Raw genomic sequence first — 20,591 nt, 5'->3', positions numbered from 1 at the left:
GCTTCCTTTGCGTTAAGCCATCTTGTTACCTTGCCGCCTGTTGTCACAGGCGGCAACGGCTTTTCTACATTAAGGTGCAATTTTGTGAAGTAACTGCTCGGTTGGTCTTCCTATCGCCACAATGGTTTCATCAAAAATGACCGCATTCTTATCCAGTATCGCTTGATAAGTCGCTCGCTCAGCAGCCGAAAGCACTTGTCCCTGTTGAGTTTTTTCCACCAACTCAAGGCCCAGTTCCGCTAATGCTATGGTTGCCTCTGCGAGCGCCACACTCTCACGCGAAGCGATATTGGCAGCAAAAATCCCACGAGATTGACGCGCCGCGGCTTTCACCACCTGATAATGCTCAGAAAGCTGCTCAAGCACCTGCTTGCTTTGCGGACTTTGCGCATTGCCCTTTGGCTGATAGCCACGCACCAACGCTTCCATGTCATACACCGCGTAGCTTTCTACCACTAAGGCATCGGCGAACCGATTTAAGCGTTCATATTGATTGTACAAATCCCCTTTGTTTGGCGTAGAAATCCATTTTTCCCAGTGCCTTGCATAATATTGCGCAGGCTCCGTGTATTTGGCTAACGTGATGAGCGGCGCAACATCTGCCCCATTGGCTAAACGCTGAAGCATCATTCGAGCATCCGCATGATGGCGCAAGCCAAGAGATATTTCCGACCAACTATCCAACGCACGCATTCGACGGTACATACTGGCTTCATCAGTGAGAGATTCACTTGACCAAAGCCGTTCAGCAATCGCATAGCTGCGTGGCCATAAGCGCTGTTCTATGGTCATCGAATCGAGATTTTCACCCCAAATGGTCACTTCACCGCCGAGGATCAGTGGCTCCTCTTCTTTGGTCAGTTGAGCGGGGTAACCGCCATTGGGTTGCGGAACGCTCGTCACTTCTCCCCCGCTAGAGGCCACCAAACTGCCAGTTGCCGGCCAACGCACATTGCCAATACGCTGATAGCTGCCTTCTTTTAGTTGATCACCAGCGAACTGATAGTTGAACTCGGTGTAGGACATGAAGTTGTCAAAATGGCCGCGGAACTTCACACCGGGCACGTATTCCAACACATGCACTTCTTCACGCGATTTACCGTTGTAATCGGTAAACGCACGCACTTTGCCGTCTGCACCCTCAATGATGGTGAGGTTCCCTTTGCGCGGGCCTCCTTTGTTACGAGGCTTAACCCAATCGTAGGTGACAAATTTTTCCCCTTGATGCAATTGATCATCGACGGTGATCCCCTTCGGCATCGGGTCATTACGATAGTGGTAGCTGGTGGGTTGAGGTTGGTCGAGATAATAGCCCGTCGACAAAATACCTTGATAGCCCTCTTTGGCCGCTCGGCCAATACTGTCATGCCCTTGCCAGCTCTGAATCACCACCGATTTCGGCAAGTCTTTGTGCCAAATTTCATCCCAGCCTGTGATTTTTTTACCACGCTGGTTCAACATCTGCTCGACTCGGCTATTAAGGTACGATTGCAGCCCTCGCTCGCCATCCAATTGATGCTGCTTGATAAACGCTTGGATTTTCGGGTTGTCACGCCACTGTTGATAGTTCGGCTCATCCCCGCCGATGTGAAAGTACTCATCCGGGAAGAGCGCCGCCACTTCATCGAACACGCTTGCCAACATGGTATAGAGTTCTGGATTGGTCGGGTCCATCAAAGGTTCAAACACCCCCCAACCACGCTGCTGAGGGTAAGACTGTTCTCCCAGGCCAGACATCAGCTCTGGATAAGCATGAGCGACCGCCGACGCGTGGCCAGGCAGCGAGATTTCAGGGATGACACGAATACCGAGATTACGCGCATATTCGACCACTTGGCGAATTTCATCTTTGCTGTAGAAATCACCATCCGCGGTGGCTTGCCACAAGCGAGGGTAGTTTTCCAACTGAATACGAATGCCTTGGTCATCCCAAATATGCCAATGAAAGACGTTCATTTTCGCCGAGGCCATGGCATCCAACTGACGCAAAATCACCGGCAGTTCGATGTAGTGACGCGCGGTATCGTACGACACCCCTCGCCATTTAAAGCGCGGCGCATCAGAGATAGTGAGGGCGGGAACGAAGTAGCCATTGGCATCCGTCGAAACCAGTTGCAGTAAGGTTTCTAAGCCATGAAACGCGCCATAAGGCTCAGTGGCTGAGAGCAAAATCTTGCCATTTACGACCTTCAACTGATAGGTCTCATCACTGTTGATATTTTGCACCACACTGCTTGGGGCACGTTGGATATCAATCACCAGCGTGGCTTCTTGTTCAGATTTCGCCTGCCAGTTCAGCATCGGCAAGCCTGTTTGTCGATAGAGTCTCTCCATGGTGCGCTTAACATTAAACGCCACGCGGGGTGAATCGTAACCTTTGATATAAATACTGAACGCTTTGTCCAGCGTCACCTTGCCTTCGCTTAACTCAACGCTTTGCGGGTAAGGCATTAAAACTAAATCGGTATTGGGAGCCATAGCCATGGTTGTCGGTGCCATAAAAATGCCTGAAATCAGTAGAGCCAGTGTAGCTTTGTTCATCTTGAGGTTCCTGTGCTAACACGATGAGTTTCAGAGCAAGATCACTGAAACTCATCGAACAGAGATTAGAAGTGGGAGATTACAGCTCGCGCGCCGCTTGACGATTTGCCAACGATTCATCGCGATCCAGCTCACCTTTGTCGGAGAGTTCCATTTCCATCAAAGCGCGTTCATCGTCTAAGATAGCGCGAGCCATTTCGGCAGAAACTTGGTTAGCCGGTGTTAGTAGGCTCACCACTACTCCAGCCCCTAAGGCCACCATACAAGATGGAATGACAGGGTTGCCCCAAAATGTGGTTAGGCTCGGACTCATCATGACAGCCACTGAAGCTGCAGAAGCACCCGCCAGTGTGGCTAAAGCCCCTTGCCAGTTATAACGGCGCCAAAAACGCCCCAACATACCGCAGACAAACATGCCAGACATGACTGTAGAAATCATTTTGGTGATGTAGCCAATGATGTCATTTGAGGTGAGCGCAAACAGCAGAGCGAAACCAATCACCACCACCAACGCCAGGCGCGAATAGTTGAGCATTGACTCTTTATTTGGCACTCGGCCCGTGAACATCACATACACATCGCGTAGCAGGATGGACACGCCCGCGATGGCATCAGAGCTGGCACTCGACATGGTGGCCGAAAGGCCTGCGATAAGCACAATCATCCCGACACCAACAGGTAGAACCGTGGCAGCCACGTAAGGGAATGCGTAGTTTGAGTTGGCCAATTCTGGGTTAATCGCATGTGCTGCCATACCGATAATGGCTGGGATAATAGAGAAGAAAAGATACAGCACACCGGAGCCAACAAACGAACGACGGATGGTTGAAACGTCTTTGCCCGAGTAGATACGCTGACGGAACGATGGCGTCGCTAACACGCCCACACCAATCACCACAGACAATGAAATTGCAGGGAGTAAACCAAGTTTGTCGATGGCTAAAAAGCTGACTGCCGCAGGATCCATCGCACTGTAGAGATTATCTAAGCCACCAATGTGCTGCACAGACAAGACCGCCATGAGAATGAAGCCAACAAACAAGATCACGGCTTGAATGGCATCGGTCCAAACAACAGCGGTGTAACCGCCGATCACCACGTAAATAGTAAACGCCACCGCAATCACGATTTTCGCGGTGCTGAGGTCAATATCAGCAATCCATGCGAGGTACATGCCACCGCCAAGAATGTGCGCGCCAAGCCAACCAATCGATGCAATGAAAATCAACAAGCCGACCACATTTTTGACGATGCGGTTTGCACCAACGTAATAAGCAAGCTCTTCACTCATGGTCATAAAGTTAAGTTTACGAACAGGGGCAAACCAAAGAGCCAAAAGCAATATGCCGACTGCGCCGCCAATGCCATAGAGCGCTCCCGCCCAACCGTTGGCATAACCAAATCCTACCGCCCCCATACTGGAACCCGTTCCTACCATGGTGGCGACTGTGGTGCCTAATACGAGAAATAATGGCAATCCTCGCCCACCTAATAAAAAATCTTCTCCTGATTTTTGATTACGTGAAACAAACCAGCCGAGCCAAATAAGGAAAAGCACATATATTCCAAATCCGGTTAAAAAAAGTGTGCTATTCATGGAACACCTCTCAGGTAATTTAAGTCCATCTTTCAGATAAAATATCCCCGTCCTTCCATTTAGGCAGGCATGATTATTTTTATTTCAGGGAGTGAAGGTGCCGAATAAGAATCATAGGGAGAGTTCAAATTCGGCACCGTGTGAGTTTGTCTTTGTGACGATTAACTCAAATAAGTGCGTTGATATTTATTAGCGACGGTCAGCTCGATAACACGTGACGTCGACTTCCACCTTAACATCCACCACGAGGTCACACACCATGCAAATCCGCGCAGGTGGATGCTCGCCAAAAAACTCTTTAAACACTTTATTGAACGACTGGAAATAGCGTGCATCGGTCAACACAACCTTAACGTGCACTACATCTTCTAGCGTATAGCCTGCCTCGCTCATGATGTCGACACAGTTTTGAATCGCGAGGCGTGATTGATCAACAATGCCACCTTCAACCACTTCACCATCAATCATCGGCGTTTGGCCAGAGACGTAAAGGAAACCACCCGCTTCGGTAGCTCGCGCAAAAGGTAAATGCTGACCACCTGTACCCACGCCGCCTTCTACGCCATATCGTTTAATTGACATTATTTTTCTCCATTACTTTTCTTACTTAATTTCATCAATTTATTATTTACCAAATAACTTTATTTGAATTAAAACGTTATTTATTTCGATAAATAAAAACACCGTTTCTGTGTTTTGAAACCTGACCATTAAAATAAGCCAGTATTCCATTCACGAATACCCGTTCAATACCTTGCGCTAACGAAATGGGATTTTCAAAAGTAGCGGTATCTTTCACTGTTCTCGGATTAAATAAAACCAAGTCAGCAAATGCACCTTGTTTGATCACTCCTCGTTCATTGAGGTTATAGCGTTGAGCAGACATTCCCGTCATTTTGTGAATTGCTTCTTGCAGGGAAAATAGTTTTTCTTCTCGGCAATAGTGCCCAAGCACTTTCGGGAAAGTGCCCCACAAGCGCGGGTGTGGATGAGGATCGTTCGGCAATCCGTCCGAGCCCACCATGGTTAAGCGGTATTTTAAAACGCGCTTAACATCGTGTTCGTCCATGCAGTGATACACCGCTCCAGCAGGTTGCAACACTTTGGCGGCTTCCATGAGGGGTAACCCCATCTCCTTGGCGATCTGCTTCAGCATCTTACCGGCAAAGTGTGGCTGGCTTTTCGACCAAGTAATAAAAATATCGATCTCTTCTGTCACTTGGTTCAGATCTAAAGTGGAAGAGCTGGCTGAATAAGGGTAACAATCGCAAGAGACATCCTGATGTTGAGCGGCTTTTTCCATCAGATCCACCACTTCAACAGTGCGCCCCCAGTTGCCCGCGCCCGCGCATTTGAGATGGGAGATCACCACTGGCACCTTAGCAAACTGGCCCGTTTCAAAGGCTTCCTCCATCGCGCTGAGTATTTCTTCAAACTCGGTCCGCATGTGGGTGGTATAAATGCCGTTATATTGACCAAGCACTTGCGCCAAACGCATCACTTCATCAGCCGTCGCTTGCTTAGCACTGGCATAAGCCAAACCTGAACTAAGCCCCAATGCCCCCTGTTCCATTGCTAAAGCGAGCGCTTGTCGCATCTGCTCGATTTCCTCATCGGATGCCGTGCGCAGCAAATCATCCATAACATTATTGCGCAGCGTCGTGTGGCCAACCAACGCCGCCACATTCACGGCAGGTTGCGCTTGTGTCACCGCCTCAGCGTAATGGGAAAACGTCGGATACTTAAAATCGGCTTGTTCACCAAGCAAGTTCATCGGGTCAGGCGGATCACCCGCCAAAATCGTCGGGCTGGCACTGATGCCGCAGTTACCTACAATCACCGTCGTCACGCCTTGGCTGATCTTGGCCAAACACTCTGGATAACGAATCACATTGGTATCGTCATGTGTATGAACATCAATAAACCCCGGCGCGAGCGCCAAGCCCTGGGCATCAATCACGCAAGCCGCAGACGCATTATGACTATCACCAATTTGAGCAATGCGCTGCCCTTGAATGGCGACATCAGACACAAATGGCATACCACCGGTGCCATCATAAATTTCTACATTTCGAATTATGGTATCGAACACGTTACGTCTCTCTACTGCTCAACTCTTTAACCTGATGCCATAGTAAATCTTGGTAAAAATTAATCAGTGACAAAACACACAAATAACCACGAAAAGTTTGATAGTTTCTACCACAAGATCTATTTTAGAAACAAACAAACTCAAAATATCAACCACTTAAAACATGTTAGAAGTAGATAGCCATGAAAAAAACACATGAAAATCATGATAGAAACTATCATAACTTTGTAATTCAACGCCCTGCTGCAGGTGAAAAAAGCCAAGTAATTCAACCTCAAGCATGCCATTTATCTTTGGATGAAGTGAGCCTGCCGAGTGCTGTGATTCACGCGTCTGCACTCAACAATAACCTTAAGTGGATGCAACAGTTTGCCAATCACCACCAAGTGAAACTGGCCCCACACGGCAAAACCTCCATGACACCCGATTTCTTCCGTCAACAGCTCGAACATGGCGCGTGGGGCATCACCGTTGCCACTGCCGCACAAGCGGAAATCGCCGCCATGGCCGGTGCGAAAAACATTATCATCGCCAATCAACTGGTGGGCAAAGCCAACATGGCCATTATTAGTCGACTCATTGAAGATCCTGAGATCCAGCTGTACTGCTGCGTAGATTCTTCGCGTAACATTCGCGCCCTTTCGCACTTTTTTGCCCAGCGCCAGCAAACACTGCATCTTTTCATTGAATTGGGTGTCGATGGTGGCCGATGCGGTTGTCGAAGCGAAGCGCAAGTGTTTTCACTCGCTAATGAAATCCACTCACTGCCCCACTTAGCGTTGGCGGGAATCGAAGTGTACGAAGGGGTGATTCATGGCGACAATGCCGAAGCTGAGATCCGCCATTTCTTGCAGGGTGCAATCTCTTTAACTCGTGAGCTAAACCGCGCTCAATTGATCGCATCACAACCAATCATCACTGGTGCGGGCTCAGCTTGGTATGACGTAGTGGCGGAGCAATTTAGCGGCCTTACCGATCTCAACCCCGTCATTCGCCCTGGCTGCTACGCCATCCATGACACGGGGATCTACCAAACTGCGCAGCAACAAGTGATGCAAAGAGCACGACAGAATCAGGGAGTAGCATGCGATCTTGGTGGGGATTTACTCTCTGCGCTTGAGTTATGGGCACATGTTATTTCTCGTCCAGAGCCAACGCGTCTTGTGGTTGGCATGGGTAAGCGCGATGTCGCATTTGATGCTGGCCTACCCACGTTAGAACTCGCGTTTCGAGACGGTCAACCGCTGCCAATACCTGCTGGCGTGACGTCAACCGCGATCATGGATCAACATACGTTTGTTGAAATCCCAGCGGAGTGCGAACTCGATGTCGGCGATATTCTGGTTTTCTCCACCTCTCACCCTTGCCTCACCATAGACAAATGGCGTGCGTTGGCGATTCGTGATGATCACTACCAAGTAAGCCACTGGGTAGAAACGCGATTCTGATGAAATTGTGCGATGTGAAAGCAGCAACTTAGAACAAATTACGCTATTCTTGCGACCGCAGTTTTGCTGCGGTCATTGACAACGTAGGACAATCCCTTGAGTTTAGAAGTCGACATTATTTCTCAAATCACCGAACGTTTTAGCGCACTACGCGAAGCAGAAAAGAAAGTCGCCAAATTGGTGACGGATGACATTGAAACCGCTGCCAACGCCAGCATCACCGAGCTGGCACAAAGTGCAGACGTCAGTGAAGCTACCATCACGCGCTTTGCCAAAGCAATAGGCTGCAAAAATGTTCGTGAAATGAAGATCAAACTGGCTCAGTCGCTGACGGTTGGACAGCGTTTTATCCTTGAGCCGCCCGATCAAAGTGGCTACCAAGTGATTTACGAATCCATCAAACAATCACTCGATATCAACCGAGCGTTGATCAATGAACAAGACATTGATCAAGCCGTTGATTGGCTCTACGGTGCAAGACAAATCATCAGTGTCGGCATGGGTGGCGGTTCTACGATTGCTTCTCAGGAACTGCAACATCGCCTGTTTCGTTTGGGCTTTGCCATTGTTGCCTACCACGATGGTTTGATGACGCGCATGGTCGCCGCCACTGCTGATGCCAATGACGTCATGGTGCTTATCTCCGCGACCGGCTATACACCAGTGATCGTCGAGACTGCGCAACTAGCGCGTGATTACGGTCTGAAAATCATTGCGATTACGCCAAAAGGCACGCCATTGGCTGAACAAGCGAACGTGGTTTTACCGATAGAGCATCACGAAACAGATTTTATCTACAAGCCTTCTGCCTCGCGTTACGCCATGCTGGCGCTTGTCGATGTGCTTTCTATGGCTCTAGCGGTGAAAAATAAACGTCGCTCACGTGACAAACTGCGCCGCTTAAAAGTGGCATTAGACTCGCATCGCGGCGGCGGTGATAGGCAGCCTTTAGGTGATTAGTCAAAGCCAGCAAATCCGATAGAGCGACATTCCGTGTCGCTCGATCCCTATTACTCCTGCGAGCTCAATCCCGTTTCTCACCTTAAAAATTACATCAATTCAAAACCTTACTATACTCACAACGGCAAATGCATTTAATTCATCACTTGATGAATATTTGCAGAATTAAGTTGCTAGAGCAGCAACCACACCCAGCGTTACACTGTTGATTGATTAACCACTGCCGCCACAGTTAGGATGACCACATGCGAAACAGACTGATCTGCGTTTGGGCGCTTCTTGCCCTCACCGCTTGCACGACCGAATCCACGCCTCAAGCACTAGGCACCCTAGAGCGTGACCGCGTCACCTTTACCGCGACCGCCAATGAGATCATTCGTGAGCTTCCCATCAAAGAAGGTCAGATGGTTTCGCAAGGCGATATACTGGTTAAGCTCGATAGCAAAAATCAACAAGCCGTCTTAGCCCGCGCCCTCGCCGAACAGAGCAAAGCGCAAGCCTATCTACTCAAGCTTACTAACGGTGAACGACCAGAGGACATCGCTTCAGCACAAGCTCGTGTTGCCCGCGCCGAAGCGCAGTTGATCGATGCGCAGAAAACCTTCAAACGTAAAGCGGAGCTGGTGGCGAAAAAACTCATCAGTCAGTCTGAAAAAGACACCGCACTCGCGCAGCGAGATTCGGCAAGAGCAGAACTGGATTCCGCCAACGAAGAGTTCAGCAAACTGACCGCTGGCTCACGGCCAGAAGACATTGAGCAAGCCAAGGCGCAACTGGCCGCCGCCCAAGCCGACGTGGTCTTACAGCAGCAGAAACTCGACGAACTCACCATCGTCGCGACCCGAGATGGCATTCTCGATAATCTGCCTTATAACCTAGGGGAACGAGTGCCCGTCAGCGGCATTGTGGCGGTCATTCAAGCCAATCGCATACCTTATGCGCGCGTCTATGTGCCGGCGACTTATCGAGTGAACTTCGTGCCCGGTAAGCCAGTGACTGTCCATGTCGATGGTGTGAGCGATCCTCTGCAAGGAACGGTACGTTGGGTGGCGAACGAAGCCTCTTTCACCCCCTATTACGCCCTCACCGAAGAAGAGCGTTCACGTTTGATGTATTTAGCGGAAGTGGATCTTACCGAAGCTGCGCGCGCCCTCCCTTCCGGTGTGCCAACTCAGGTCGATCTCAACGGAGAGTAAGCCATGGTTGAATACGCAATTCAGGCGCAAAACGTTGTGAAAAAGTTTGGTGATTTCACCGCCATCGACAACATCACACTCAACGTACCCAAAGGCAGCATCTACGGTTTTCTTGGCCCAAATGGTTGTGGAAAATCGACCACCATCCGCGTTCTCACCGGGCTACTCAGCCCAAGCGAAGGCAACGTTGATGTGCTCGGTTTGGAGATTCCCAGACAGTCGGAAGCACTTCGCTTGAAGATCGGCTACATGACACAAAAGTTCTCTCTTTACGATGACCTCACCGTAGAGGAAAACTTACAGTTCATTGGCCAGATTTTTGGTATGGATAAGAAAACCCTAACTCAGAGAGTCAATGAGCAGCTCGCCACTTATGGCTTGGATCAACGCCGCAAGCAACGGGTTTCAGGCATGAGTGGTGGCCAAAAGCAGCGCCTTTCTCTGGCCGCGGCGACCATGCATAAACCCGAGCTGCTGTTTCTTGACGAACCCACCTCGGCGGTTGACCCTGAAAATCGCCGAGAGTTTTGGGAACAATTGTTCGATCTTTGCGACCAAGGAACCACCATATTGGTGACCACACACTACATGGATGAAGCCGAACGCTGCCACCGACTTGCCATTATGGAAGCAGGATTGATTCGCGCAGATGGCGCCCCTGAAGAGCTGATGGCGCAAATGGGCGTCAACATTGTTGAAGTCAAAGCGGAGAACTTACGCGCGCTAAAAGAACAGTTATTGCCTTTGGCAGAAGTACGTTCTGCAGCGCAATTGGGCATTCGCTTACGCGTCTTGATCGATCAACGCGTGGCTGACCCAATTGCGTGGCTAAGAGCCACTTTTCCTCGCTTACAACACGCGGAAATGAACCTTGCCAGACCAAGTTTGGAAGATGTGTTTGTGTCCGTAACAGGAGAAGGCCGCCAATGAATGCGATCTATCGAATGAAAGCGATTATGGTCAAAGAGTTTCGCCAACTCTCGCGCGATCGCATTACCTTTGGCATGGTGGTGATGATCCCCTTGATCCAACTGCTGTTGTTTGGCTATGCGATTAATACCGACATTCGCGATATTCCTGTCGCGGTGGTGGATCAAAGCGAAAGTACTGCAGGTCGTATTCTGACCGAGTCAGTCAAAGTCACCCAAGTGGTCAGTGTGACTCAACGCTACGCCACTGCGGAAGAAGCCGAGCAAGCGATTCAAGATGGCATCGTACGTGCGGCGTTAATTTTGCCGAATGATTTAACGCAACGCATGGCGCAAGACCGACCGTTGGGTCAATGGATTGTCGACGGTTCCGATACCATGATCAGTGCGGCGATTCTTGGCTTACAAACGATGCCGCTGACGGATTTTGATTTTCAGATCCGCCCAAAACCGACACAAACCTTTGAAGTGGCGCTCTACTACAATCCAAGCCGCCGCTCAGCAGTGAACATTGTTCCCGGGCTGCTTGGGGTCATTCTCACCATGACGATGATTTTGTTCACCAGCGCCGCCATTGTGCGTGAGCGAGAACGCGGAAACTTGGAACTGCTGATCACAACACCGGTTCGTTCATTTGAATTAATGGTGGCAAAAATCGTCCCTTACATTTTTGTCGGTTTGATTCAGGTGTTCATCATCTTAGGGCTTGGACACATTATTTTTGGCGTCCCTATCAATGGTTCCGTTGCGCAAATATTGTTGGGTACCTTGTTGTTTATTGCCGCCAGCCTCACCTTGGGATTGGTGATTTCCACCATCGCCAAGACGCAGTTGCAAGCCATGCAAATGACGGTTTTCATCTTGCTGCCTTCCATCCTACTTTCGGGTTTTATGTTCCCCTACGAGGGTATGCCCGTGGCGGCCCAATGGATTGCAGAAGTGCTCCCCGCCACCCACTTCATGCGCATGATTCGCGGCATTGTCTTGCGAGGCGCAGATTTATTCGACCTGTGGCGCGATACTTTATGGATGATTGGTTTTACCCTGCTTGGGCTGATCATAGCCTCAACTCGCTTCAAGAAATCGTTGGATTAACACGCGACATGGTGTTCAATTGTCACGAGGGGCACTCGTTCCCCTCGTTCTAACGATCGCGACAAACAACAAGGATTACCATGAAAATTGCAATGATTGGCTTAGGGGATATTGCGCAGAAAGCGTATTTGCCCGTGATCACTCAAATGTCGGATATTGAGCTTGTGCTCTGCACTCGCGATGGCGCGCTGCTTGAACAATTGGCCAAACAGTACCGGATTGCGGAATATTGTAGCGATTACCGTCAGCTCACCAAAATGGGCATTGATGCGGTGATGATTCACGCGGCCACCAGTGTACACGCTGACATTGCAGGCTACTTTCTCAAACAAGGAATCCCAACTTTTGTTGACAAGCCACTGGCAGACAACGCTCACGATGTTGAAGTGCTTTATGACATCGCTCATCAGCACGGCCAGCCCCTGTATGTCGGGTTTAACCGTCGCCATATTCCTCTCTTCAATCAAACCATCCCTGAACTCGACAGCACCAATACTGTAGGTCAGGGATTTGAGGCACTGCGTTCGCTGCGTTGGGAAAAACATCGCCTCGATCTTCCAGGTGAGCTACGCACTTTTCTGTTTGATGATTTCATCCACCCTCTCGATAGCGTGAATCTCAGTCGCCAAGCCGATCTGCAAGAGGTTTATCTGACCTACCAAATGGCGGGCACTCAACTCGCGCGAGTGGATGTGCAATGGCAAGCTGGAGAAACCTTGTTGCACGCATCGATGAACCGTCAGTTTGGTGTCACCGCAGAACGTGTAGCGGCCAGCTATCAAAATCGCGCCGTTGAATTTGATTCATTTTGTGAAGGCCACCTTTGGCAGCAAGGCCAGCAAACTAAGTTGGCGTTAAAGGATTGGACACCAATGCTCACCAGTAAAGGCTTTACACCGATGCTCAGAGATTGGGTCAAGGTGGTAGAATGTGGTCAACTGGCCAGTGAGATTGTGGAGCGGAATATCGCTAGCCATCAATTGGCAGAGGCGATCTACCAAAAGATCGCCAAAGCGCTGTAAAACGGCGTACACGCTAAAGTTTGCTGACCCGATGAATCTGCGGCGATCGTATCGCCGCCTTAACGTGCGGAAATATCGCCTTTACTTACCGCGCTCTTCACTCACAGCATAATGACTTAAAAACAGTGCTGCGGTGTTTTTAGCCAGCGCTTCTCCTTGCTCAGCCGTGAGCGGTTCGGCGCTGCCAATGAGCTGTGGCCAAAAAGCGCTGCCTTTGATCAAACTGTGAAGCTGAGTGCGAGCAAGTTCTACGCTCTCTAGCTTCAAACGTCCTTTTTTATCTTGCTCTGCAAGCCACGTGTAGAGTGCGGTATGTTGCTTCGACATGCTGCTGGTTTGCGCTTTCAGCTCTTCTGGCTTAAACAGGAAATGGCCTAATGCCACCTTCGCCATGTCCAAATAGCTGGGCTGAGCAATCACACTGATTTCTTGGCACAGCAAACTAACCAGTTGGTCCTGCAAAGGTCGTTTACTGAGCGCAACCAACTCATCCTCAGTGATCGTGCTCTTCCATAAAACGGATAGCAGCTCCATAACCAAGGCTTCTTTCGAGGAAAAATGATTATAAACGGTTCTTTTCGATACCCCAGCTAACGCGGCCAGTTTATCCATACTGGTGTTTTGCACGCCAAATTCCAAAAACGCTTGTTTAGCCGCCGTGAGTATCGCTTCTCGCTTTTCTTCACTTCGCGTCTTTTTCTTTTCAATCATGGTGTTACAGCTCTGGTTTTCGAAAGGTGTGATTATTTTACACCAAGTAGTTTACTTTTCACCCTCAAAATGTAAACTACACCGAGTAGTTTACATTAAATCACTCTCTGTTGTGGTGAGAAGGACGATGAAAACACAATGAACAAACGACTTATCAAAATCACTTTTTTGACCGTGTTAGGAGCTATTGCCATGAGTTCGATCTTCACCGCCGGCTCGACTGCTGAAGCAGAGAAATCCGCCTATCCAAAAACATTTCGCAATAGCGATCCCAATTTCAATGGCGGTTCTGACCTCTTTGAAATCGTCAAAGCGTACTTCACGACAAAACGCGCCACGCCGAAACCCACATTTACGCTGCCAGTGCATAACATCACGACAGAACAGTTGCTTGAGGAGCAGCAAGATGTGCTCTATCGTCTTGGTCATTCAAGTGTGCTGATGAAACTGGACGGTCAACTGGTGATGACGGATCCGGTATTCAGTAAACGCGCCTCACCGGTACAGTTTTTTGGCCCTGCCCGCTTTCACCCAACCCCAATTGAGCTTGATGAGCTGCCAAACATCGATGTGGTTCTCATTAGTCATGACCACTATGACCACCTCGACAAAAACACGGTCAAAACCCTCGCGAGCAAAGTGGGCGTTTTTCTTGTGCCATTGAAAGTGGGCGTGATCTTGCAAGAATGGGGCGTGAACAAGCACAAAATCGTTGAGTTTGATTGGTGGGAAAGCCACGTAGTCAACGGAGTTGAATACGTGTTTACGCCCACCCAGCACTTTTCAGGCCGAGGATTGACGGACAGCAACAGTACCTTATGGGGAAGTTGGGTCATTCGTAGCCGTGAGAAAAACCTGTTCTTCAGTGGCGACTCTGGCTACTTTGATGGATTCAAAACCATTGGGGAAAAATACGGCCCATTCGATCTCACCATGATTGAAACTGGCGCGTACAACAGTTTGTGGTCGAACATTCACATGTTCCCCGAAGAGAGCGTTCAAGCGCATCTTGATTTGCAAGGCCAGAAAATGATGCCGATTCACAACAGCACCTTTGATTTGGCGATGCACGATTGGCATGAACCGATGGAAAAAGCGCGACAGTTCAGCGAAGAAAAAGGCGTGACAATGATCAGCCCAGAGATTGGTCAGCGCCTTGTGCTTAATGAAGAATCACCACTCAAACCCTGGTGGTTAGAAGATAACGGCTAAAGCCACACATGGAGGATGCAGGCACACGCGACCAAAGTGACTGCATCGCACCTTAGCCAGCATGCCAAGCGTAAGCAGGGAGTGCTAGGCGTACCAAGCCTCTCTGAAACGCCTTGTATGCCATTATTCTTCAGTAACTTTTTCAAATAAGCCTAATACATCAAAAGGCTTTGAGAAAAAGTCATTCGATAAAATAAACGCTTTGGATTCTGGGTCTAGTGATTCAAAGTTAACTTTTTGAGAATGGTCTACACTAAACGCCAATTTTTCAGTCGATTTTATGAGACTGATTGTTATTTCTCTAGAAGAGTTGTTTTTCACATAAAGCAGCACATAGGCCAAATTTTTCTTTTGCTCTAACGTGCATTTTTCCATCGCTAAATGATTAACATACGGCAATATTGAAAAGAAAGAATCAGGTTTATCTTTTAAGTATGAAATAGTTCTTTCACTTGGCTTATTTTCTAACGCTAGTTTTCTACAATGCTCAATTCGTTCACCTAAATTTGAAATTGATACATTCAAGTCAGAATACATTTGATCTTCTATATCCGCTTTTGCAAAAAAAGGCAAAAATATCAATAAAAAACCCAAAAACAAAACATTTCTCATAGTTTACACCCATCAGAAATAGCTTTCCAAAATCTGTATTGCTTCCTATCAGAAGTGTGAATTACAGCTTGATAAGTTGCTATATCATATATTTGCTTTAACTTAATCGTTTCAAGTGCACTATAAGATTTAAAATAATATTCCCAGTTCGCCTGTGTTATATTCCAAGCTGTCTGACCAACATCAGATGAAATGCCCATACCAATAGAGACACTGAGATCTTTAGCTTTTGTAAAACCATCACTATTTTTTACGAATGGGACTGCAGATATTGCCTTTGTCAAACCTGAACTACCAGCACCTTTAACAGTATTTCCAGCAAATATATTAAACAAATTACCTATACTAATAAAAAACTTAGCACTTTTTTCTAATTCATGTAATTCATTAATTCGATCTATAGCCTTTAAGCTCTCATCATCGAAAACAACACCTACGATAGCTGGACACCTTTCCATTTAATATATCCTCCATGAATTTTGAAGATAATATGTTACTACACTTTAAAGGCGATTATTTATTAATAAATGCGAGTGCGATCGTAAATGCACTTTATTGCATAATTTGCCTATCAACCACCAGTTACCTGACCAACAAGCCACACTGTGTGGCTTGTTGCGTTTTCTACACGCAACAAAACGTTGACTTACTTTGATAATCAAACTAAATTGATTTTCAAATATTTTGACTATCAAACAAATGGATTTTCTTTTATGTCTGCTTGCTCTCAAAGCCACCGATTTACCACACACAATCAACAAGGTGAAAAACGCACGTTTTATGTCCTTTTACTCACTCTTTTTACTATGGTGGCGGAAATCGTTGCAGGTACCCTTTACGGCTCCATGGCACTACTGGCTGACGGTTGGCACATGGGGACGCACGCGGCAGCCTTTTGCATCACCCTCTTTGCGTATCGGTATGCGAAAAAACACGCGCACAGCGCTCGTTTCTCTTTTGGCACGGGTAAAGTCAGCGTGCTTGGTGGCTTTACCAGCGCGATGGCTTTAGGAATCGTCGCGTTGCTGATGGTGGTGGAATCTGTTCACCGCCTATTTAATCCTGAAAGTATTCAATTTAATGAAGCGATCTTGGTGGCGGTGGTTGGATTATCCGTCAATGTCGCCAGTATGTTCTTGCTGCATGATCACCATCATCACGACCACGGCGATCATCATCATGACCATCACCACGAAAATGAACATGAGCATGAGCACCATCACGACCACAATCTGCGTGCCGCTTATCTTCATGTACTGGCGGATGCCCTCACTTCAATCTTAGCTATTGTGGCTCTCATCATTGGGAAGTTCTATGGTTGGATTTGGCTCGATGCATTGATGGGCATCGTCGGTGCACTGGTGATCGGTAAATGGACCTTCGGGCTAGTGAAACAGACCGCGCCTATTTTACTTGATGAAAGCATTGAATCGAATTATCTCGAACAGCTTAACCAAACGTTAAGCCCTTATGCCACGGTGACTGATTTACATGTTTGGCGAATCAGCGCCCACCATTACGGCGCAATCATCAGCTTGGTGGATCACAGCAAAACCTCGTATGAGGAATATAAACACATGCTGGAAAAATTTGATAAGATTCACCACCTCACGTTGGAACTGCAACCGGCCAAGTAATGCTAAATTTAGAAAAACTCAATCAAACTCTGACTGAATTCTACGACAAGATGTCTTCGTGGGAGCAATCGGTGGTGAAAGAAACCGGTTACTCATTGGCGCAAATTCACACCATTGAAGTGCTCGGCTGTCACGGTGCGTTGCGAATGAAGGAACTGGCAGAAAAACTAGGCATCACAACCGGTACGCTAACGGTGCAGATAGAAAAACTGGTCAAAGCAGAGTTGATTGAGCGCTGTGCACTTCCAGAAGATCGACGTGCCATCGTCGTCAAGCTAACAGAAGCGGGACAAGTGATTCATCGCCAGCACAATCAATTGCATCTTGATTTGGTTCGCGAGCTCACACGCCATATCGACGAAGAGCAGCAAGCGTTGCTGCTCTCTTGCCTTGAGAAGATGAATCAAGAGTTCTGAGGTTTGAGCTCAACTGTATTGCCCTCAGGATCGGAGAGGTAAATGGAACGGCCAAATCCTTGCGCGCCATAGCGATTGGCGAAATCTTCCACCTTCACCCCGTGAAGAGTCAGAAAATCGAGAATCTCTTGCTCATCTTTAGGGGTGATTTGCAAACAGAAATGATCCAGATTTCGCCCTTCTTGCTCGGGTGCTCTGCCGCCTTGTTGCCCGAGCTTGCTGTCCACCGTGACCAGATCAATCAGTGCACTGCCTGCTCGCAACTGAGTTAAGCCAAACTCGGCCACTTCACGCTCAACAACACAGCCTAAAATATCGCAATAAAATGCTAACATCTTGGGCAGATCCACCACCCTCAGCACAATGTGATCAATCGCTTGCAACTGAATCGGCCTTGCCTTCTCCATGACGTTTCTCTCCTTTCGGTTATTTTTAGTTATAGCGTGTAATCGTTTTTCAGATCACTTTCTTGACTGAAGTACTCAACAAATTCGAACTGGAAACCATGATCTTCGAGATAGTAAACGCTCTTGCGATGTGGATGATCGCCACCCCAATGATCTAAAGCGTAGCCCGCCAACGCGAGTCGCTCGACCACCGCATCCACATTGGGTACCACAATGCCAATATGCTTCACCCCAGTGAAAGCCGTTGTCCAGTTCGCGGCATCCCCCTCACCACCAGTGCTGATGGCGATATAACTCTGTTCATCGCCAACATGGAACCACTCAATCGCGCGGCCAAACCAGTTGTCTAGCTTGCCTCAGCCACGTACTCGCCATTCGGGAATCGCACTGGTTAAGAAATGAATGGTTTTCTGCGCATCAACCACCGACATGTTGGCGTGTTCTACATAACTTTTCATCATTTTGCTCCTTGCACTTAACTAACAAGGAGCAGCCTAAAACCTCAAGCTAAATTGAGGTAAAGGACGATTTTAAAGACGAAATCAGAAAAGAGAGATTGATCACACAAAGATTCCCAAATGACGGATTTCGAGAAAGGAGAATTATCGGTTGAAGTCCCCCCTTAAAAGCCTCAGAATGTCGCACTTTTGGCCGATAGCGAAATCGTCGGCCCTGACTTTACCAACATAGAGAATCATACATGGGTTTTACCTCCTTAGGTCTGTCTGCACCAATCCTTAAAGCTATTCAGGAAAAAGGCTATGACACCCCTTCTCCCATCCAATTGCAGGCCATCCCTGCTATTTTAGAAGGCAAAGATGTCATGGCGGCGGCACAGACAGGAACAGGTAAAACTGCGGGCTTCACGCTGCCTATTCTTGAACGCCTGGCGAAGGGGCCACGTGTGCGTGCAAACCACATTCGTGCGCTTATCTTAACGCCGACCCGCGAATTAGCCGCGCAAGTACAAGAAAACGTCTTTATGTACAGCCGCCATTTGGATTTAAACAGTGCAGTGGTGTTTGGTGGTGTGAAAATCAACCCACAAATGCTGCGCCTGCGTAAAGGTGCTGATGTGTTGGTGGCAACACCAGGCCGTTTGATGGACTTGTACAGCCAAAATGCGGTGAAGTTTGATCAGCTCGAAGTGCTAGTACTGGACGAAGCCGACCGCATGTTGGATATGGGTTTCATTCGTGATATCCGCAAGATTTTGGCTTTGCTGCCAGCAAAACGCCAAAACCTGCTGTTCTCAGCCACGTTTTCTGACGAAATTCGCGAACTGGCAAAAGGCTTGGTGAATAACCCTATCGAGATATCGGTTAACCCAGCCAACTCGACGGCTCGCACCGTAGAGCAGAGTATCTACCCAGCAGACGTAAAGAAAAAGCCAGCGATGCTTGCCAAGCTGATTAAAGACGGTGACTGGCGACAAGTACTGGTGTTTACTCGCACCAAGCATGGCGCAAACCGCCTCGCGGCTTTCCTTACCGATCAAGGCCTGACTGCCGCTGCTATCCACGGCAACAAGAGCCAAGGTGCTCGTACCAAAGCGTTGGCGGATTTTAAATCAGGCGACGTTCGCGTACTGGTAGCAACCGACATCGCCGCGCGCGGTATCGATATTCCTCAGCTTCCTCAAGTCGTGAACTTTGAGCTTCCAAAAGTGGCGGAAGATTATGTACACCGTATTGGCCGTACTGGTCGCGCCGGTGAAACGGGTAAGGCAATTTCTCTAGTCTGTGCGCTCGAAGCGCCTGAACTGTTTGCCATTGAGCGTTTGATTCAAGAAGTGCTACCTCGTAAAGCACTGGAAGGTCACGCGCCAACCAACGCAGTACCAGAATCTAAACTGGATACGCGCCCAATTAAGCCGAAAAAACCGAAGAAGCCAAAGAAACCGAAAGCTCCGAATGCGGAAGCAACAGGCGGTGAGGCGAACAGCAAAGGCAGCCAAAAGGCGAAAGCGGCAGACAAACCTCAAGGGCAGAACCGTGGTAATGGTAATGGTAATGGCAAAGCCAAACGTCAGTTCTCTGCGCCAAAAGAAGGTAACAATGATTCAGCCAACAAAGGTAAGAGACCAAATACAAAAGGCTCGAAACCTGCGAACAACGCAAATGGCAAAACACACGGCAAGCCAAGTCATGCCAAGCCAAACAAAGCGAAAACTGGCAACAACAAGCCTGCTAATGGCAAGCCTTCGGCTCAACGTCGTAAGCCACGTCCACAAAGCGCTTAACGGTTAAAACGACAAGAGCCACACATTGTGGCTCTTCTCTTATTCCTCTTCGCGTCATCCCAGCTTACAAACCCTCAGCAGAAAAGCGTGCACTCCTTGCTTGTGATAAGCTGCAGTGCGTTTGCGACATCAACTCCGCCAAGGTAATCGCCGGATTTTCCATCACCAAACGCTGTAATTTGTCTTCCAGCGGTTCCAGCTTCTCGCTGTGTGAAGCCAACGCCAATTGCATTTTTTTGACCAAGTAGCTGGCCGAGTCTTCTTCCAAGCGCCTTACTTGATCATAAAACGCCTGCAGTGCCAAAGCTTCACCAGAAATTTGCCAATGGCGAGATCGACGAACGCGCTTAAGTTCACAACCATGCTCCGCCGCCACGCTTTTCAAGTGCTTTGTCATCTCCCCACCAATACGATGAATCAAGGACGGCAAAGCAATCACTACGAGTTGTTCATTCACGGGCTTAGCTTTCATGT

The 20,591-nt window shown here is 48.4% G+C and carries 19 protein-coding genes and 1 pseudogene; 10 read left to right on the top strand and 10 right to left on the bottom strand.

Annotated features, from left to right (window positions below):
- Positions 1–69: 69 nt before the first annotated feature.
- The 4 genes from AOT11_RS20110 to AOT11_RS20095 form a co-directional block, all read right to left on the bottom strand.
- Entirely contained in the window at positions 70–2,541 is a 2,472-nt protein-coding gene (locus AOT11_RS20110; protein WP_017419595.1) for a family 20 glycosylhydrolase, read from the bottom strand.
- Between the two features lie 79 nt (positions 2,542–2,620).
- On the bottom strand, positions 2,621–4,138 hold the full coding sequence (locus AOT11_RS20105) for a sodium:solute symporter family protein (RefSeq protein WP_017419594.1): 1,518 nt from the start codon (positions 4,136–4,138) through the stop codon (positions 2,621–2,623).
- Positions 4,139–4,327: 189 nt separating this feature from the next.
- Positions 4,328–4,720 carry a RidA family protein gene (locus AOT11_RS20100; protein WP_011081536.1) on the bottom strand — a complete coding sequence of 131 codons (393 nt, stop codon included), beginning with the start codon at positions 4,718–4,720 and terminating at the stop codon, positions 4,328–4,330.
- A 76-nt stretch (positions 4,721–4,796) separates the two neighbouring features.
- Positions 4,797–6,179: an N-acyl-D-amino-acid deacylase family protein gene (locus tag AOT11_RS20095; protein WP_049797938.1), complete on the bottom strand. Its 1,383-nt coding sequence runs from the start codon at positions 6,177–6,179 to the stop codon at positions 4,797–4,799.
- A 233-nt stretch (positions 6,180–6,412) separates the two neighbouring features.
- On the opposite strand from AOT11_RS20095, the gene AOT11_RS20090 reads away from it, so the two are divergent.
- From AOT11_RS20090 to AOT11_RS20065, 6 genes are all read left to right on the top strand, one after another.
- Entirely contained in the window at positions 6,413–7,678 is a 1,266-nt protein-coding gene (locus AOT11_RS20090; RefSeq protein WP_017419592.1) for an amino acid deaminase, read from the top strand.
- A 96-nt stretch (positions 7,679–7,774) separates the two neighbouring features.
- Complete coding sequence (locus tag AOT11_RS20085; RefSeq protein WP_017419591.1) at positions 7,775–8,638, top strand: MurR/RpiR family transcriptional regulator; 864 nt, start codon at positions 7,775–7,777, stop codon at positions 8,636–8,638.
- A gap of 245 nt (positions 8,639–8,883) precedes the next feature.
- Positions 8,884–9,834: an HlyD family secretion protein gene (locus AOT11_RS20080; RefSeq protein ID WP_017419590.1), complete on the top strand. Its 951-nt coding sequence runs from the start codon at positions 8,884–8,886 to the stop codon at positions 9,832–9,834.
- A 3-nt stretch (positions 9,835–9,837) separates the two neighbouring features.
- Positions 9,838–10,764 carry an ABC transporter ATP-binding protein gene (locus AOT11_RS20075; protein ID WP_017419589.1) on the top strand — a complete coding sequence of 309 codons (927 nt, stop codon included), beginning with the start codon at positions 9,838–9,840 and terminating at the stop codon, positions 10,762–10,764.
- On the top strand, positions 10,761–11,858 hold the full coding sequence (locus AOT11_RS20070) for an ABC transporter permease (RefSeq protein ID WP_026050214.1): 1,098 nt from the start codon (positions 10,761–10,763) through the stop codon (positions 11,856–11,858). Before AOT11_RS20075 ends, AOT11_RS20070 begins: the two co-directional genes overlap by 4 nt.
- A gap of 80 nt (positions 11,859–11,938) precedes the next feature.
- A complete protein-coding gene (locus AOT11_RS20065; RefSeq protein WP_017419587.1) occupies positions 11,939–12,880 on the top strand; it encodes a Gfo/Idh/MocA family protein in 942 nt (313 codons plus the stop codon).
- Between the two features lie 81 nt (positions 12,881–12,961).
- Here AOT11_RS20065 and AOT11_RS20060 read toward each other — a convergent pair whose 3' ends face one another.
- Positions 12,962–13,591 carry a TetR/AcrR family transcriptional regulator gene (locus AOT11_RS20060; RefSeq protein WP_017419586.1) on the bottom strand — a complete coding sequence of 210 codons (630 nt, stop codon included), beginning with the start codon at positions 13,589–13,591 and terminating at the stop codon, positions 12,962–12,964.
- 192 nt (positions 13,592–13,783) lie between these two features.
- On the opposite strand from AOT11_RS20060, the gene AOT11_RS20055 reads away from it, so the two are divergent.
- Positions 13,784–14,803: an MBL fold metallo-hydrolase gene (locus AOT11_RS20055; protein WP_026050213.1), complete on the top strand. Its 1,020-nt coding sequence runs from the start codon at positions 13,784–13,786 to the stop codon at positions 14,801–14,803.
- A 123-nt stretch (positions 14,804–14,926) separates the two neighbouring features.
- Here the strand turns inward: AOT11_RS20055 and AOT11_RS20050 are convergent, their stop codons facing one another.
- Positions 14,927–15,415, bottom strand: a complete 489-nt coding sequence (locus AOT11_RS20050; RefSeq protein WP_017419584.1) for a hypothetical protein — start codon at positions 15,413–15,415, stop codon at positions 14,927–14,929.
- Entirely contained in the window at positions 15,412–15,873 is a 462-nt protein-coding gene (locus tag AOT11_RS20045) for a hypothetical protein (RefSeq protein WP_017419583.1), read from the bottom strand. The genes AOT11_RS20050 and AOT11_RS20045 overlap by 4 nt, the downstream gene beginning before the upstream one ends.
- A gap of 255 nt (positions 15,874–16,128) precedes the next feature.
- Between AOT11_RS20045 and dmeF the strand changes: the two genes are divergently transcribed.
- The gene (gene dmeF / locus AOT11_RS20040; RefSeq protein WP_026050212.1) at positions 16,129–17,052 is read left to right on the top strand and encodes a CDF family Co(II)/Ni(II) efflux transporter DmeF; all 924 of its coding nucleotides are present in this window, start codon (positions 16,129–16,131) and stop codon (positions 17,050–17,052) included.
- Entirely contained in the window at positions 17,052–17,468 is a 417-nt protein-coding gene (locus tag AOT11_RS20035) for a MarR family winged helix-turn-helix transcriptional regulator (RefSeq protein ID WP_017419581.1), read from the top strand. The genes dmeF and AOT11_RS20035 overlap by 1 nt, the downstream gene beginning before the upstream one ends.
- On the opposite strand, the gene AOT11_RS20030 is transcribed toward AOT11_RS20035, so the two are convergent.
- A complete protein-coding gene (locus AOT11_RS20030) occupies positions 17,456–17,875 on the bottom strand; it encodes a VOC family protein (RefSeq protein WP_017419580.1) in 420 nt (139 codons plus the stop codon). The two genes, AOT11_RS20035 and AOT11_RS20030, sit on opposite strands and share 13 nt — an antisense overlap.
- 29 nt (positions 17,876–17,904) lie before the next feature.
- Positions 17,905–18,333 (bottom strand): annotated as a pseudogene (locus AOT11_RS20025) (VOC family protein).
- Positions 18,334–18,575: 242 nt separating this feature from the next.
- On the opposite strand from AOT11_RS20025, the gene AOT11_RS20020 reads away from it, so the two are divergent.
- Positions 18,576–20,117, top strand: a complete 1,542-nt coding sequence (locus AOT11_RS20020) for a DEAD/DEAH box helicase (RefSeq protein ID WP_017419578.1) — start codon at positions 18,576–18,578, stop codon at positions 20,115–20,117.
- Between the two features lie 64 nt (positions 20,118–20,181).
- Here AOT11_RS20020 and AOT11_RS20015 read toward each other — a convergent pair whose 3' ends face one another.
- A complete protein-coding gene (locus tag AOT11_RS20015) occupies positions 20,182–20,589 on the bottom strand; it encodes a ribosome recycling factor family protein (protein WP_017419577.1) in 408 nt (135 codons plus the stop codon).
- Between the last annotated feature and the right edge of the window lie 2 nt (positions 20,590–20,591).

Source organism: Vibrio vulnificus NBRC 15645 = ATCC 27562 (genome assembly GCF_002224265.1).
Classification (GTDB): Bacteria; Pseudomonadota; Gammaproteobacteria; order Enterobacterales; family Vibrionaceae; genus Vibrio; species Vibrio vulnificus.
This window is presented reverse-complemented; position numbering and strand designations above follow the sequence as displayed.

Bases quoted from the DNA above. Each gene is read 5' to 3' on its own strand.
- AOT11_RS20020 (WP_017419578.1), top strand. From the start codon at position 18,576: ATGGGTTTTACCTCCTTAGGTCTGTCTGCACCAATCCTTAAAGCTATT.
- AOT11_RS20055 (WP_026050213.1), top strand. From the start codon at position 13,784: ATGAGTTCGATCTTCACCGCCGGCTCGACTGCTGAAGCAGAGAAATCC.
- AOT11_RS20105 (WP_017419594.1), bottom strand. From the start codon at position 4,138: ATGAATAGCACACTTTTTTTAACCGGATTTGGAATATATGTGCTTTTC.
- AOT11_RS20080 (WP_017419590.1), top strand. From the start codon at position 8,884: ATGCGAAACAGACTGATCTGCGTTTGGGCGCTTCTTGCCCTCACCGCT.
- AOT11_RS20075 (WP_017419589.1), top strand. From the start codon at position 9,838: ATGGTTGAATACGCAATTCAGGCGCAAAACGTTGTGAAAAAGTTTGGT.
- AOT11_RS20035 (WP_017419581.1), top strand. From the start codon at position 17,052: ATGCTAAATTTAGAAAAACTCAATCAAACTCTGACTGAATTCTACGAC.
- AOT11_RS20050 (WP_017419584.1), bottom strand. From the start codon at position 15,415: ATGAGAAATGTTTTGTTTTTGGGTTTTTTATTGATATTTTTGCCTTTT.
- AOT11_RS20070 (WP_026050214.1), top strand. From the start codon at position 10,761: ATGAATGCGATCTATCGAATGAAAGCGATTATGGTCAAAGAGTTTCGC.
- AOT11_RS20095 (WP_049797938.1), bottom strand. From the start codon at position 6,179: ATGCCATTTGTGTCTGATGTCGCCATTCAAGGGCAGCGCATTGCTCAA.
- AOT11_RS20110 (WP_017419595.1), bottom strand. From the start codon at position 2,541: ATGAACAAAGCTACACTGGCTCTACTGATTTCAGGCATTTTTATGGCA.
- AOT11_RS20060 (WP_017419586.1), bottom strand. From the start codon at position 13,591: ATGATTGAAAAGAAAAAGACGCGAAGTGAAGAAAAGCGAGAAGCGATA.
- AOT11_RS20065 (WP_017419587.1), top strand. From the start codon at position 11,939: ATGAAAATTGCAATGATTGGCTTAGGGGATATTGCGCAGAAAGCGTAT.
- AOT11_RS20090 (WP_017419592.1), top strand. From the start codon at position 6,413: ATGAAAAAAACACATGAAAATCATGATAGAAACTATCATAACTTTGTA.
- AOT11_RS20100 (WP_011081536.1), bottom strand. From the start codon at position 4,720: ATGTCAATTAAACGATATGGCGTAGAAGGCGGCGTGGGTACAGGTGGT.
- AOT11_RS20030 (WP_017419580.1), bottom strand. From the start codon at position 17,875: ATGGAGAAGGCAAGGCCGATTCAGTTGCAAGCGATTGATCACATTGTG.
- dmeF (WP_026050212.1), top strand. From the start codon at position 16,129: ATGTCTGCTTGCTCTCAAAGCCACCGATTTACCACACACAATCAACAA.
- AOT11_RS20015 (WP_017419577.1), bottom strand. From the start codon at position 20,589: ATGAAAGCTAAGCCCGTGAATGAACAACTCGTAGTGATTGCTTTGCCG.
- AOT11_RS20045 (WP_017419583.1), bottom strand. From the start codon at position 15,873: ATGGAAAGGTGTCCAGCTATCGTAGGTGTTGTTTTCGATGATGAGAGC.